This is a genomic window from Pseudomonas sp. 8Z (genome assembly GCF_902506535.1).
Lineage (GTDB): Bacteria > Pseudomonadota > Gammaproteobacteria > Pseudomonadales > Pseudomonadaceae > Aquipseudomonas.
In genome coordinates this window covers 1,920,283-1,934,273 of sequence record NZ_LR733827.1, presented here as the reverse complement: position 1 = coordinate 1,934,273, position 13,991 = coordinate 1,920,283, and the positions used below count along the sequence as shown (strand labels likewise).

Genomic DNA, 13,991 nt, shown 5'->3' with positions numbered 1-13,991 from the left:
CTACTCACTTTCCGTTGTGCGGTAGGCCTGCCTCTGGTGTGTAGGCGTGGTGGGGAAGGCCAGGCGTAGCTGCCCGGACACGACCAGTGGTTTCAGATGCTGTTGGCGTAATGCATCCGGGCTACGTTGCAGCAAGCTGGCCAAGCTTGGCCCTGTTACATACTGCCCCTCGCACAAGGCCAGAATGACGCTACGCATGGCGCTTTGGCTCAGCCTTCCGCTACGTGCAGCATTCGCCAATGCCTCCATTTGTGCCTTGTAGCCGTGTGGCAAGCACGCCAGCGAGTCGAGAATCGGCGCATCGAGATGGCTGCTAAGCCTTCTGCCGTACTCATCACGTTCCGCCATTGAATGTTCGGAGCTAAGGGCCAAATGTTCGGAGCTCGCCTGCGAATGTTCGGAGCTGACGGGCAAATGTTCGGAGCTATCGGGCAAATGTCCGGAGCTACCGCCCAAATGTCCGGAGCTGTCCGGCAAATGTTCGGAGCTGACGGGCAAATAGTCGGCGCTACCTCCGAATACATCTTCCGGGGTGGGCAAGCCGGCACCGGGCAGGCAATACACCGCGCCACGCCCTGGGTTATGGCTCTCCAGATAGCCGCCACGTACCAATGCCTGCAGCAGGCGCGAGGCCTCGACAGAGTGCAGGCCGGTCATCTCCATGATTCGCCCATGGCTGATGGTGCGCTCGGAGGCAGCGGCAGCCAGGGTCAGGCGCTCGTCATGGGAGAGCTGCTCGAACACTGGGCCAAACTGCAGACGCAAGGCCTGCAGCACATCCTCCGGCCACAGATCGACCATGCGCAGCTCAAGCAGCGTTTGGTTATACGGCTCGCTGCGCTCGAACAGTGCGGGCGGGCGCCAGTGCTGATCCTTCCAGCCGGCGTAGATCTTCGGGATACCCGAGCCGGCCTGTTCGCCCACACCGACGAAGCGGAACATCTTGTGCAACGTGCGGTTGCGGCAGTCATGCTCACCGCCGCGAATGGCAACCTCCGGCGGTACACGCATCAGGCCGGGGTTACGAAAGCCGAACATATCCGGGCGCTTGACCACCAGCACCGAGGCTCGGTCGGAGTAGTCGGCATGCACCAGCACATTGGCCAGGGCTTCGCGCAAGGCCACATGCACGGGGGTTTCGTCCTGGCGTTCGCCTTTCTCCAGCTTGAACGGCACCTTCAGGTCAGCGGTGAGCTTGAGGTAGACCTTGCGGTAGAAGTCGTAGAGATTGCCCGACCATTTGCCGTCCAGGGTCACGCGATCCACCCAGCGCAGCTCGGTGCGCGCTTCCGGGCGCTCCTGATAGTCGAGCATGTAATTGGGCAACGCTTCCTGGATGGTGCTCATCCAGCCGAACATCAGCAGCCCGGCCAGGGTCAGGCCCGCCGTGTCGGTTTCCCGGTCACGCCGCCAGCCGCCGATCTGGCGCAGGAACTCGTGATCGTCCAGGGCGTTCCACGGGTGCGCGGGGTCGCGATTGGCGAACACCTGGCGATAGGCACGCAGGGTTTCGCTGCACAGGTCGTCGAGGTGATAGCCCTTGAGGATGCGATCATCGCGGCTGTCTTCCACCTGCTCGGCGAGCATGCGCTTCACGTCTTCGTCGGCGACATGACGGTCGCCTTCATTGAGCCGCCGATAGGTATGGCCAAAGGGATTGGGCGTCAGATGCACCGGGCGCTGCTTGCGGTTGGCGCGCGGAATCTCCACCAGCAACAGGGTGCGCCCCTCCAGCGCCACCTCGCGCACATCGGCATCGCTCAGCAGGTTGGTGCTGACCTTTTGGCGGTTATTGAGGTTGTCGAACAGCTCCTTGCGCACCTTGGCCGGGTTGGCGATGCCTTCAAGAAAAAACTGCCCTTTCTTCTCGCGCACACCAAGCAGCACCACACCGCCATTGGTATTGGCTAAGGCGCTGTAGGTGGGCCAGAAGTCCTCCGGTAACGCCCCCTGCCCCTCGCGCCCAGCCGCCAGCTTGCACTCCAGGTCGATGGATTCGCGCAGCAGTTCGAGGTCGGCGGGGGAGTGGAGGTCGATCATGGGTTAGAGCGTTCCTGAGAAGGCGTTAGTCTGGATGGAAGAAAAGGCTCTTTCCAGTTGAGCCAATTGTTCCACCATCATTTTCCGCTGCTGTGCGTACTTTTGAACAACTGCCTTATAGGCCGATTGCAACTCAACCGGAGGAACAGGAACCATAACCTCAGAAGCGTCTCGCATATCCAGACGTCGTGTCCCGTGCCCAGCCGTAGACACAACACTCAGAATCCGATCTTTCAAGGCATCGACTGCTGACTTCAAATAAACAATATCCAACTCATCGATGGGTTGGATTGCCTTCATATCCTGGTTGATCGCAACTGGAACAACGTTAATCGCCGTAGGAAAAGAGTGGGCGAGGATCATGCCGCGAACAACAATCAACAGGTGGCCGGGGTCTATTCGTTTAAGATTTGTAGCCGTGAACACCACTTCAGATACGTGATCCTGTGCGTCAGAAATTTCACTAACTTTCATGTCCTTGGGGCTGACCCACGGAAAGCTCCCCTCCCAAAAAGAAGGTTCACTCTTACTCGGTGTCGCGCCGCTTTTCCACTCACCCACTTCTGTAAACGGCTTTAGGTTCCAGCCTTTAGGGTTTTCTACCGGGTCACCGAACATCTCCAGAAACACCGACTTCAGCAACTGGTCGAGCTTGGCGATGGTCTCGCGACGCTTGGCGCACAGCGCGTCGGCCTTGTCCAAAATCGCTGCGATACGGCGTTGTTCGTGAAGAGGAGGGAGTGGAATACTCAGCTCCTTTAAAAACTTGAAATGCCGACTGTATCCAGCATCAGGAATTTTAGCTTGCCTTAGATAATGATATAGATACTTGGGATCACACATATCCAGCGGCTTAAGTACCTTGACCCCATCGGCCCCCATCGCAAACGGGAAGTCAATGTACTTGATGGCTTTTGTATGATCGCCAAATACGATCACCGGCAGAGACTCACTGCGGAACTGGTAAGCCATTTCATCGGTATAACCAGCGACAAAGCTTTGGCCCTGATCAACTACTGCCAAGCTGCCAGAGGGTTGAAACTGGGATTGAGGTAACTTCGCATTGCCTCCCGATACGTCACGGACGACGTCAGTAAAACGAAAAGTCTGGAGGGTCACGGCAGCATACCCTCCAACTCCTCCAGCCCCAGCACAATATCCGCCTCCAGCGCCTTCAATTCCGCCAGAATCTTCTGCGGCGATTCATGCTGCACCTGCTCGTACACCACCTGCTTGTAGCGGTTGATCGACAGGTCATACTCCTTCTCGACGATCTCCGCCTTGGGCACCAGGAAGCTTTGCTCGGTGCGTTCACGCGCCGTTTCGCCATCGCGGTTCTGCCAACGCGTCAGGATATCCGGCAGGTTGTTGCTTGCATGCTGGTCAGCGGCCAGCTCGTTGCGCTTATCGTCCAGCGAATAGCCATCGGCCTGCATATCGTAGAACCAGACGTGGTCGGTGCCGCCGCTGTTGGTTTTGGTGAAGATCAGGATGGCCGTGGAGACGCCGGCATAGGGGCGGAATACGCCGGAGGGCATGGAGACGATAGCGTCCAGCTTGTGCTCTTCGACGATCAGCCGGCGCAGCTCCTTGTGCGCCTTGGACGAGCCGAACAGCACGCCGTCCGGCACGATCACCGCCGCCCGGCCTCCCGGTTTCAGCAGGCGCAGGAACAGGGCGAGAAACAGCAGCTCGGTCTTCTTGGTCTTGACCATCTGCTGCAGATCCTTGGCGCAGCTTTCGTAGTCCAGGCTGCCGGCAAAGGGCGGGTTGGCGAGGATCAAGCTGAACTGCCCTTCGACGCTGGCGTGCCCCTGGCTCAGCGAGTCGCGGTTTTCGATGGCCGGGTTTTCCACGCCATGTAGCAGCATGTTCATCGAGCCGATGCGCAGCATGGTGCTGTCGAAGTCGAAGCCGTGGAAGGTGTCGTGGTTGAAGCGCCGCGCCGACTCAACATCGCGGTAAATCTCGTCGCGATGATGCTGGTACAGGTATTCCGCCGCTGCCACAAGAAAGCCCGCCGAGCCACAGGCCGGGTCGCAGATACTGTCGCCGGGGCGCGGCGCCATCATCTCGACGATCAGTTTGATGATATGCCGGGGCGTGCGGAACTGGCCGTTCTGCCCGGCGCTGGCGATCTTGCCGAGCATGTATTCGTAGAGGTCGCCCTTGGTGTCGCGGTCCTCCATGGGGATGGCGTCGAGCATGTCCACCACCTTGGCCAGCAGCGCTGGGGTAGGGATGGTGAAGCGGGCATCCTTCATGTGCGCGGCATAGGTGGACTGGCCATCCTCACCGCCGAGAGTCTTGATGAAGGGGAAGACCTTTTCCGCAACCAGGGTGTAGAGGCTGCCAGCATCGCCCAGCAGCTTGAACTGCGACCAACGCAGGTGCGCCTGATAGGGGCTGAAAATGGGGCTCTCGATGGGCTGGCCGGTGCGCGCGGCCTTCTTTTCCTTGACCGTTTGCAACTCGTCCAGCCGCTTGATGAACAGCAGGTAGGTCATCTGCTCGATGACTTCGATGGGGTTGGAGATGCCGCCGCTCCAGAATGCGTTCCAGATTTGGTCGACCTGGGATTTGATGGCGCCTGTGATCACTGGGTATGACTGCCTGAATGGGTAGAAAAATGTCTGGCCTGGATTATCCACGCCTGACCACACAAAGAAAAACCCCGGCACTCAGGCCGGGGTTGGGTACTTCATGGATGCCGCACTTGGCGTATCAGAAGTCCAGGTTCGACACCGCCAGGGCGTTGGATTCGATGAAGTCGCGGCGCGGCTCCACGGCATCGCCCATCAGGGTGTTGAAGATCTGGTCGGCGGCGATGGCGTCTTCAATCGTCACCTTGAGCATGCGACGCACTTCCGGGTCCATAGTGGTTTCCCACAGTTGCTCCGGGTTCATCTCACCAAGACCTTTGTATCGCTGCACGCTGTGGCGCTTGGTGCTTTCGTGCATCAACCACTCCAAAGCTTCCTTGAAGGTGCTAACCGGCTTCTTGCGCTCACCGCGCTGCACATAGGCACCTTCTTCCAACAAATTATTCAGTTGGTCGCCGAGGGTAGTGACCGTCTTGTAGTCATTGCTGGCGAAGAAATCGCGGTTGAAGGTGGTGTAGCTGGAAAGGCCGTGCGCCTTGATCTCGACCTCAGGCAGCCAGACGTGGCGCTCGTGGTCTTCACGCAGGCTGACGGTGTAGGTCTGGCCGGACTTCTCAGTGGCCTTCAGACGCGCGCTGAAGCGCTCCAACCAGGCCTGCATGCCGGCGTGGTCGGCCAGTTGTTCGAGGCCAATGCTCGGCAGGTAGACGAAGTGCTCGGTAATTTCCTTCGGATAGACACGCGACAGTCGATCCAAGGTCTTCATCACTCGGCGATAGTCGCCAACCAGTTTCTCCAGCGCGCCACCGGACAGGCCCGGTGCGTTCTCGTTGACGTGCAGGCTAGCGTCTTCCAGGGCCGACTGGGTCATGTATTCATCCATGGCCTCGTCGTCCTTGATGTACTGCTCCTGCTTGCCCTTCTTGACCTTGTACAGAGGCGGCTGAGCGATGTAGACGTAGCCACGTTCGATCAGCTCCGGCAACTGACGGAAGAAGAAGGTCAGCAGCAGAGTACGGATGTGCGAACCGTCGACATCAGCATCGGTCATGATGATGATGTTGTGGTAACGCAGCTTGTCGATGTTGTACTCCTCACGCCCGATGCCGCAGCCCAGCGCGGTGATCAGGGTGCCCACTTCCTGGGAGGAGAGCATCTTGTCGAAGCGTGCTTTCTCGACGTTGAGGATCTTGCCCTTGAGCGGCAGGATCGCCTGGGTCTTGCGATTGCGGCCCTGTTTGGCAGAACCGCCCGCGGAGTCACCCTCCACTATGTAGAGTTCGGACAGCGCCGGGTCTTTTTCCTGGCAGTCCGCCAGTTTGCCGGGCAGGCCAGCAATGTCCAGGGCGCCCTTGCGGCGAGTCATCTCACGCGCTTTGCGCGCGGCTTCACGGGCACGGGCAGCGTCGATCATCTTGCCGACCACGGCCTTGGCTTCGTTGGGATTCTCCAGCAGGAAGTCGGCGAAGTACTTGCCCATTTCCTGTTCGACGGCGGTTTTCACCTCACTGGAAACCAGCTTGTCCTTGGTCTGCGAGCTGAATTTTGGATCCGGTACTTTGACCGAAATGATCGCGGTCAGGCCTTCACGGGCATCATCACCTGTGGTGCTGACCTTAAATTTCTTGGCCAGGCCTTCCTGCTCGATGTAGTTGTTCAGGTGGCGGGTGAGGGCAGAGCGGAAGCCAGCCAGGTGAGTACCGCCGTCACGCTGAGGGATGTTGTTGGTGAAGCAGAGGATGTTCTCGTTGAAGCTGTCGTTCCACTGCAGGGCCACTTCCACGCCAACGCCGTCTTCTTCGCGCTGGATATTGAAGTGGAATACCTGATTCACCACGGTCTTGTTGGTATTGAGGAACTCGACGAAGGCCTTCAGACCACCTTCGTACTTGAACAGCTCCTCCTTGCCTGTGCGCTCATCACGCAACAGAATGCCCACACCAGAGTTAAGAAAGGACAGTTCGCGCAGACGCTTAGCCAGGATGTCCCAACTGAAGTGAATGTTGGCGAAGGTCTCTTCGGAAGGCTTGAAGTGGATCTGCGTACCGGTGCCTTCGGTATCACCAACAGCAGCTAGCGGCGCTTGCGGGACGCCATGAACGTAGGTCTGCTCCCAGATCTTGCCGCTACGGCGAATAGTCAGCACCAGCTCTTTGGAGAGGGCGTTAACAACAGAGACACCCACGCCGTGCAGGCCACCGGATACCTTGTAGCTGTTGTCGTCGAACTTACCACCGGCGTGCAGCACGGTCATGATGACCTCGGCTGCCGAGACGCCTTCTTCCTTGTGCATATCGACCGGGATACCACGTCCATTATCACGCACACTGATCGACTCATCTGGGTGGATAGTGATGGTGATTTCACTGCAGTAACCTGCCAGGGCTTCGTCGATCGAGTTGTCGACCACCTCGAACACCATGTGGTGCAGACCACTACCATCGTCAGTGTCACCGATGTACATACCGGGACGTTTGCGTACGGCATCCAATCCTTTCAGCACCTTGATGCTAGAGGAGTCGTACGTTTGGTTTTCGCTCATGCCTTCACTCCCGATGGTATTGGGTCTGGGTGATACGGCCATGTTCCACGTGGAACATGGCAACCGGCGTATCCGTCTGCCAGCCTTCCCTCAACAATTCATGATCTACACAGGTGATGAACACCTGGCAGCGCAAATCTTCCAGCAACCGGCACAGTGCCTGTCTATGCTGTTCATCCAGCTCCGACGGTAGGTCGTCCACTAGATAGATACATTGGCCACGCTTGGCGTCGTTGACCAGGTGGCCTTGGGCAATGCGTAAAGCACACACCACTAATTTCTGTTGTCCTCGCGACAAGACCTCTGCCGCGTTATGCCCCGCAAGACGCAAACGCAAATCGGCTCGCTGTGGTCCAGCTTGGGTATGCCCGAGTTGCTGGTCACGCAATAGAGAAGAGCTGAGCACGTCACTCAGTTCACGCTCCTTATCCCACCCCCGGTAGTAGCTCAGGGTGAGCCCCTCCAACTGCAAAAGCTCGCCCAGAACTCGCTCGAATACCGGCTTCAGGGCCTGAATATATGCCCTGCGATAGCTGTCGATTTCCTGGCTGGCATTGCACAATTCGCGGTCCCAGGCAGCCTGCGAAGCACCGTCAAGTGTACCATGCCGCAGCCATGAGTTCCGCTGCCGCAGGGCCTTCTGCAGCCTCTGCCAAGCCCCGAGAAAGCGATGTTCCACGTGGAACACACCCCAATCGAGGAACTGCCGACGAATCTTCGGAGCTCCCTCCAGAAGACGAAAGCTGTCTGGATTTATCAATTGCAGCGGTAATAAGTCTGCAAGTTGAGCAGCGCTACGTGCGTTTTGCCCGTCGATACGAATTTGCAATTCACCCTGGCGATCACGCGAAATACCCAGATTGCTGGAACCGCCTTCGGACAATTGAACCTGACCGAAAACAGTACAGCCTGGCTGTTCGTAATGAATGACTGGCTGCAGACGAGTGCTGCGAAAAGAACGGGCGAGGCCCAAGAGATGGACGGCCTCCAGCACACTGGTCTTGCCGCTACCATTGGCGCCATGAAGGATGTTGATGCGGGGAGAGGGGGAGAGTGTCACCGGGTGCAGGTTACGCACCGCGGTGACCATGATACGACTGAGGGACATTAGAGGCTTAGAGCCTCATCGGCATTACAACGTAAGCGGAATCGTCGTTATCGGCTTCTTGTAGCAGGGCACTACTGTTGGAGTCAGAGAGGATCAGACGCACCTGCTCGGTACCCATCACGCTCAATACATCCAGCAGGTAGCTGACGTTGAAACCGATTTCCAACCCACCACCGTTGTAATCGACAACGATTTCTTCTTCGGCCTCTTCCTGCTCCGGGTTATTGGCCTGAATTTTCAGCAGGCCGGAAGCTAGGGTCAGGCGAATACCACGGTACTTCTCGTTGGAGAGAATTGCAGTACGGCTGAACGCTTCGCGCAAGCCCTGACGATCCGCCAGTACCAGCTTGTCACCGCCACGTGGCAGCACACGCTCGTAATCCGGAAATTTGCCATCAACCAGCTTGGAGGTGAAGGTGAACTCGCCGGTGTTAGCACGAATGTGGTGCTGACCCAGAACGACAGCGACTTCAGCATCCTGCTCAGTGAGCAAGCGAGCCAGCTCCAAAATACCTTTGCGCGGCACGATAACCTGATGCTTGCCATCCTGCTGGATAGAGGCTTCCATCGAGCACATGGCCAGGCGGTGACCGTCGGTTGCGACGGCGCGCAGCAGACCGCTTTGCACTTCCAGCAACATACCATTGAGGTAGTAGCGTACGTCCTGCTGAGCCATGGCGAAGCTGGTGCGCTCGATCAGGCGGCGCAGTTTGGCTTGCGGCAGGTTGAAGGTCAGCGACCCCGGACCTTCCTCAACAGTAGGGAAGTCATTCGCAGGCAGCGTCGACAGCGTGAAGCGGCTGCGACCAGCCTTGACCAACAGCTTCTGGTCATCGACACGAATATCGATCACGGCATCACCTGGCAGGCTCTTGCAAATGTCCATCAGCTTACGCGCCGGTACGGTGATCTCGCCCGGTTCGGCGGCATCTTCCAGCGTGACGCGACCAACCAGTTCGACCTCCAGGTCGGTACCGGTCAGCGATAGCTGCTGGCCTTCGACCACCAGCAGGACGTTGGACAGAACCGGCAACGTCTGGCGTCGTTCCACGACACCGGCGACCAGTTGCAGGGGTTTCAACAGGGCTTCGCGTTGAATGGTGAAATGCATGGTCTAGTCCCTTGCCTCGTGGAGCTGCGAATCAAGTAGTCAGGGTGCGCAGCAGGTTCTTGTAGTCCTCGCGGATGTCCGCGTCGGATCCCCTAAGTTCAGCAATCTTACGGCATGCGTGCAATACAGTTGTGTGATCGCGACCGCCGAAGGCCACACCGATTTCCGGCAGGCTGTGATTGGTCAATTCCTTGGACAACGCCATAGCCACCTGGCGCGGGCGGGCGATTGAGCGCGAACGACGTTTGGACAACAGATCAGTAATCTTGATCTTGTAGTATTCCGCCGTAGTGCGCTGAATGTTGTCGATACTGACCAACTTGTCCTGTAGGGCCAAAAGATCCTTGAGCGACTCACGGATCAATTCGATGGTGATATCGCGGCCCATAAAGTGTGAGTGAGCGATAACCCGTTTCAACGCGCCTTCCAACTCACGCACGTTGGAACGAATACGCTGGGCAATGAAGAACGCCGCGTCATGAGGCAGATCGATCTTGGCCTGATCAGCTTTCTTCATCAGGATCGCCACGCGCGTTTCCAACTCCGGCGGCTCAACTGCTACGGTCAAACCCCAGCCAAAACGCGATTTCAGGCGCTCTTCGAGACCTTCGATCTCTTTCGGATAACGGTCACTGGTGAGAATCACCTGCTGACCACCTTCAAGCAACGCATTGAAGGTGTGGAAAAACTCTTCCTGGGAGCGCTCTTTCTTGGCGAAAAACTGGATGTCATCGATCAACAGCGCATCGACCGAACGATAGAAACGCTTGAATTCGTTGATCGCATTAAGCTGCAGCGCCTTGACCATGTCGGCTACGAAACGCTCGGAATGCAGATAAACGACCTTGGCGTTTGGATTCTTCGCCAGCAAGTGATTGCCCACCGCATGCATCAAGTGGGTCTTACCCAAACCAACACCACCATAAAGGAACAGCGGGTTGTATCCGTGCTTGGGGTTATCCGCCACCTGCCAGGCAGCAGCACGCGCCAACTGGTTCGACTTACCCTCGACGAAGTTATCGAAGGTAAAGGTCCGGTTAAGGTAGCTGGTGTGCTTGAGGCCACCTTCGACCTGCACGTTGCGCTCGGTTCGTGGCGCGACGGCGGGAACGGGTGGTTGCGGAGTGGCACCGGCCATGGAATCGAAACTGGCCCGCGATGGCTCTTCCTGAACAGGCGGTGGAGCAGGCTTATGTGCAGCCAGATTAGGCTGCACTGGCTGGGCGGTGCGGGCAACGGCAGGGCGTGGCGCCGTTGGCGCTACGCGTGGAGTCGATGCACGTTTACTCCCTATTAATAAGGAAAGCGCAGGTACCAGGCCATTAGCGCGCTCGCCGAGCAGTTCGAGCAAGCGGCTCAGATACTTGTCATTGACCCAATCGAGCACGAAACGATTCGGCGCGTAGACACGCAGCTCGTCGCCTTCAGCCTCGACCTGTAGAGGACGGATCCAGGTGTTGAATTGCTGGGCCGGCAATTCGTCGCGCAAGAGCTCAACGCATTGCTGCCATAGTTCCACTGACACTGACTATCCCCTACCAAAGCGGCGATAAGAAACAAGCGTCCATTGTAGCCTCCAGCGGCTGAGTTATCCACACCCCAGAAGAATAATGGCCATTTAAAATCAATGCTTTAACGATGACTCGCAAAAGACTTAAACACTGTGGATAACGCTCCAATAACCATATGGATAAACCCAGGGAAAACGCTGTGACCAAGTCGGCTGTGAGTAAAAGACCTACTTACCCTCAAGCTATACGCAGGACGCGCACAATCAAAACACCTATTGTGGACAGCTTTATCATTACCCACAGACCTCGGTTGGCAGGGCCTTGAGAGCTTTATCCACAGCCCAGCAGATGACTAATCATTACAAGAATAGAAAAAGATCTTTAAAAGACTTTCTTCTCTTCTTTCTATTAGTCAGACAAAAGGTTGGTTGGAAATTGACCTACTCAACGGCTTTCTCTACAATCGCCGGTCTCTTAAAACGGGGGCCATACCGGCCCTAGTCGATCACCCAGGTAACGCACCATGAAACGCACTTTCCAACCCAGCACCATCAAGCGCGCTCGCACCCACGGTTTCCGTGCCCGTATGGCTACCAAGAACGGCCGTGCCGTCCTGTCGCGTCGTCGCGCCAAAGGCCGTAAGCGTCTGACTGTCTAACTCATCCAGACAGGTGGTGAGTCGAGGCTTCGGCCGGGAAAAGCGACTGCTGACTCCCCGGCAATTCAAGGCAGTCTTCGACTCCCCTAGCGGTAAAGCGCCGGGCAAAAATGTCCTGCTGCTGGTGCGCGACAGTGAGCTCGATCATCCCCGCCTTGGTCTGGTGATCGGCAAAAAGAGCGTCAAGCTTGCTGTCGAGCGCAACCGCATAAAGCGTCAGATTCGCGAATCCTTTCGCCTGAATCAGGATCACCTGAGTGGCTGGGATATCGTTGTAGTCGCGCGTAAAGGCCTCGGCGATCTGGAAAATGCCGAACTTGCCAAGCAGTTCGACAAGCTCTGGAAGCGCTTGGCTCGCAATCGCCCAAACCGTGACGCTAATGCGCCCACCGGGACAAGCGACCAACCTCATGCGTAAAGTGGCCCTCGCCTGCATTCAGGTCTATCGCTACGCCATCAGCCCTCTGATGGCCAGCCACTGTCGCTTTTACCCGAGTTGTTCCTGCTATGCCTACGAAGCCATCGAGCAACATGGCCTCGTTCGTGGTGGCTGGCTGACTGCGCGTCGGCTAGGCCGCTGCCATCCCTGGAATGCCGGCGGCTTTGATCCGGTTCCTCCCGCGAAAACATCCCGTTCCCCTTCGATGGCCGAATAATCATGGATATCCAACGTTCGATCCTGATCGTCGCCCTGGCAGTCGTGTCCTATCTGATGGTCCTGCAATGGAACCAGGACTACGGCCAGGCCGCTCTGCCGGAGCAGACTCAGTCCAGCCCAGCAGCTACCCCCAGCCTGCCGGATGCACCGAGTAGCGCACAAAGCAGCAGTGACGACATCCCAAGCGCAGTGGCAGATCCCAGCGCTGCCGCCGTTGCCGCAACGCCAGCCAGCAGTGATGAGCTGATTCGCGTCAAGACCGATGTTCTTGAGCTGGCCATCGATCCGCGCGGCGGTGATGTAGTGCAACTGCGCCTGCCGCAGTACCCACGTCGGCAGGACCGCCCAGACGTTCCCTTCCAGTTGTTCGATAACGGTGGCGAGCGCACGTACCTGGCACAGAGCGGCCTGATTGGCCAGAACGCACCGGACAAATCCAGCGGTCGTGCCCTGTGGAACAGCGAGAAGAAGCTCTATGAACTGGCCGAAGGCCAGGACAAACTGGTAGTCGATCTCACCTACAGCGAGAACGGCGTCAGCTACATCAAACGCTACAGCTTCAAGCGCGGTCTAAACCCACAGTGCTCGGCGCGTGAACAGCAGTTGAAGAAACCAGGCTGCATCGATCCGTCCTCCTATCAGGTCGACGTACGCTATCTGATCGATAACCAAAGTGACCAAGCCTGGAGCGGCAACCTGTTCGCCCAGCTCAAACGCGACAACAGCGGTGACCCGTCCTCGACCACAGCCACTGGCACCGCCACTTACTTGGGCGCTGCCGTCTGGACCCCGGACGAGCCTTACAAGAAGCTGTCGATGAAAGACATCGACAAGCACAGCTTCAAGGAAACCGTACAAGGTGGCTGGGTTGCCTGGCTGCAGCACTACTTCGTCACCGCCTGGGTGCCATCCAAAGACAGCAGCAACCAGATTCAGACCCGCAAGGACAGCCAAGGCAACTACATCGTCGGCTTCACCAGTTCAGCCGTGCAGGTTGCAGCAGGAGCCAAAGGTGAAACCGGCGCAGTGCTCTATGCCGGCCCCAAAATGCAGGAATACCTCGGCAGCCTCTCGCCGGGTCTTGAGTTGACCGTCGACTATGGCGTGTTGTGGTTCCTCGCCCAACCAATCTTCTGGCTGCTGGAAGTGATTCACGGCCTGATCGGTAACTGGGGTTGGTCGATCATCTTCCTGACCGTCATCATCAAAGGCATCTTCTTCCCGCTGTCCGCCGCCAGCTACCGCTCCATGGCACGCATGCGCGCCGTTTCGCCGAAGTTGCAGGCGCTGAAGGAACAGTTCGGTGATGATCGCCAGAAGATGTCCCAGGCGATGATGGAGCTGTACAAGAAAGAGAAGATCAACCCTCTGGGTGGCTGCTTGCCGATCCTCGTACAGATGCCAGTATTCCTCGCGCTCTACTGGGTACTGCTGGAATCCGTGGAAATGCGCCAAGCGCCCTGGCTGCTGTGGATCACAGACCTGTCGATCAAGGATCCGTTCTTCATCCTGCCGATCATCATGGGTGCAACCATGTTCATCCAGCAGCAGCTCAACCCGACGCCGCCGGACCCCATGCAGGCGCGCGTGATGAAGCTGATGCCGATTATCTTCACCTTCTTCTTCCTGTGGTTCCCGGCGGGTCTGGTGCTGTACTGGGTGGTTAACAACTGCTTGTCCATCGCCCAGCAGTGGTACATTACCCGCAAGATCGAAGCCGCTACGAAATCGGCCAACGCCTGATTCGACAAGGCTTCAAA

General features: G+C 57.6%; 11 protein-coding genes. 4 read left to right on the top strand and 7 right to left on the bottom strand.

Translation table 11 applies throughout. The annotated features are described in order from the left end of the window. The 7 genes from AERO9A_RS21910 to dnaA form a co-directional block, all read right to left on the bottom strand. Positions 1–2,040 carry an RNA-binding domain-containing protein gene (locus AERO9A_RS21910; protein WP_159973993.1) on the bottom strand — a complete coding sequence of 680 codons (2,040 nt, stop codon included), beginning with the start codon at positions 2,038–2,040 and terminating at the stop codon, positions 1–3. Between the two features lie 3 nt (positions 2,041–2,043). After that, entirely contained in the window at positions 2,044–3,159 is a 1,116-nt protein-coding gene (locus AERO9A_RS21905) for a restriction endonuclease subunit S (RefSeq protein ID WP_159973992.1), read from the bottom strand. Continuing rightward, entirely contained in the window at positions 3,156–4,640 is a 1,485-nt protein-coding gene (locus tag AERO9A_RS21900; RefSeq protein WP_159973991.1) for a class I SAM-dependent DNA methyltransferase, read from the bottom strand. The genes AERO9A_RS21905 and AERO9A_RS21900 overlap by 4 nt, the downstream gene beginning before the upstream one ends. Positions 4,641–4,764: 124 nt before the next feature. Beyond that, positions 4,765–7,185: a DNA topoisomerase (ATP-hydrolyzing) subunit B gene (gene gyrB / locus AERO9A_RS21895; protein WP_159973990.1), complete on the bottom strand. Its 2,421-nt coding sequence runs from the start codon at positions 7,183–7,185 to the stop codon at positions 4,765–4,767. 4 nt (positions 7,186–7,189) lie between these two features. Beyond that, positions 7,190–8,293: a DNA replication/repair protein RecF gene (gene recF / locus AERO9A_RS21890; protein WP_159973989.1), complete on the bottom strand. Its 1,104-nt coding sequence runs from the start codon at positions 8,291–8,293 to the stop codon at positions 7,190–7,192. Positions 8,294–8,300: 7 nt separating this feature from the next. Next, the gene (gene dnaN, locus AERO9A_RS21885) at positions 8,301–9,404 is read right to left on the bottom strand and encodes a DNA polymerase III subunit beta (RefSeq protein ID WP_159973988.1); all 1,104 of its coding nucleotides are present in this window, start codon (positions 9,402–9,404) and stop codon (positions 8,301–8,303) included. A gap of 31 nt (positions 9,405–9,435) precedes the next feature. Then, positions 9,436–10,929 carry a chromosomal replication initiator protein DnaA gene (dnaA, locus tag AERO9A_RS21880; RefSeq protein ID WP_159973987.1) on the bottom strand — a complete coding sequence of 498 codons (1,494 nt, stop codon included), beginning with the start codon at positions 10,927–10,929 and terminating at the stop codon, positions 9,436–9,438. A gap of 509 nt (positions 10,930–11,438) precedes the next feature. Here dnaA and rpmH point away from each other — a divergent pair. The 4 genes from rpmH to yidC are packed head-to-tail and all read left to right on the top strand — an operon-like array spanning position 11,439 to position 13,974. Continuing rightward, a complete protein-coding gene (rpmH, locus tag AERO9A_RS21875) occupies positions 11,439–11,573 on the top strand; it encodes a 50S ribosomal protein L34 (protein ID WP_003246698.1) in 135 nt (44 codons plus the stop codon). Positions 11,574–11,589: 16 nt separating this feature from the next. Further along, positions 11,590–11,991, top strand: a complete 402-nt coding sequence (rnpA, locus tag AERO9A_RS21870) for a ribonuclease P protein component (protein ID WP_178111169.1) — start codon at positions 11,590–11,592, stop codon at positions 11,989–11,991. Continuing rightward, positions 11,984–12,229 (top strand): membrane protein insertion efficiency factor YidD, encoded by a 246-nt coding sequence (yidD, locus tag AERO9A_RS21865; protein WP_159973985.1) that lies wholly within the window; start codon positions 11,984–11,986, stop codon positions 12,227–12,229. The genes rnpA and yidD overlap by 8 nt, the downstream gene beginning before the upstream one ends. Positions 12,230–12,231: 2 nt before the next feature. Then, positions 12,232–13,974 carry a membrane protein insertase YidC gene (gene yidC, locus AERO9A_RS21860; protein WP_159973984.1) on the top strand — a complete coding sequence of 581 codons (1,743 nt, stop codon included), beginning with the start codon at positions 12,232–12,234 and terminating at the stop codon, positions 13,972–13,974. The last annotated feature ends 17 nt before the right edge of the window (positions 13,975–13,991 follow it).

Bases quoted from the DNA above. Each gene is read 5' to 3' on its own strand.
- yidC (WP_159973984.1), top strand. From the start codon at position 12,232: ATGGATATCCAACGTTCGATCCTGATCGTCGCCCTGGCAGTCGTGTCC.
- gyrB (WP_159973990.1), bottom strand. From the start codon at position 7,185: ATGAGCGAAAACCAAACGTACGACTCCTCTAGCATCAAGGTGCTGAAA.
- recF (WP_159973989.1), bottom strand. From the start codon at position 8,293: ATGTCCCTCAGTCGTATCATGGTCACCGCGGTGCGTAACCTGCACCCG.
- AERO9A_RS21910 (WP_159973993.1), bottom strand. From the start codon at position 2,040: ATGATCGACCTCCACTCCCCCGCCGACCTCGAACTGCTGCGCGAATCC.
- rpmH (WP_003246698.1), top strand. From the start codon at position 11,439: ATGAAACGCACTTTCCAACCCAGCACCATCAAGCGCGCTCGCACCCAC.
- dnaN (WP_159973988.1), bottom strand. From the start codon at position 9,404: ATGCATTTCACCATTCAACGCGAAGCCCTGTTGAAACCCCTGCAACTG.
- yidD (WP_159973985.1), top strand. From the start codon at position 11,984: ATGCGTAAAGTGGCCCTCGCCTGCATTCAGGTCTATCGCTACGCCATC.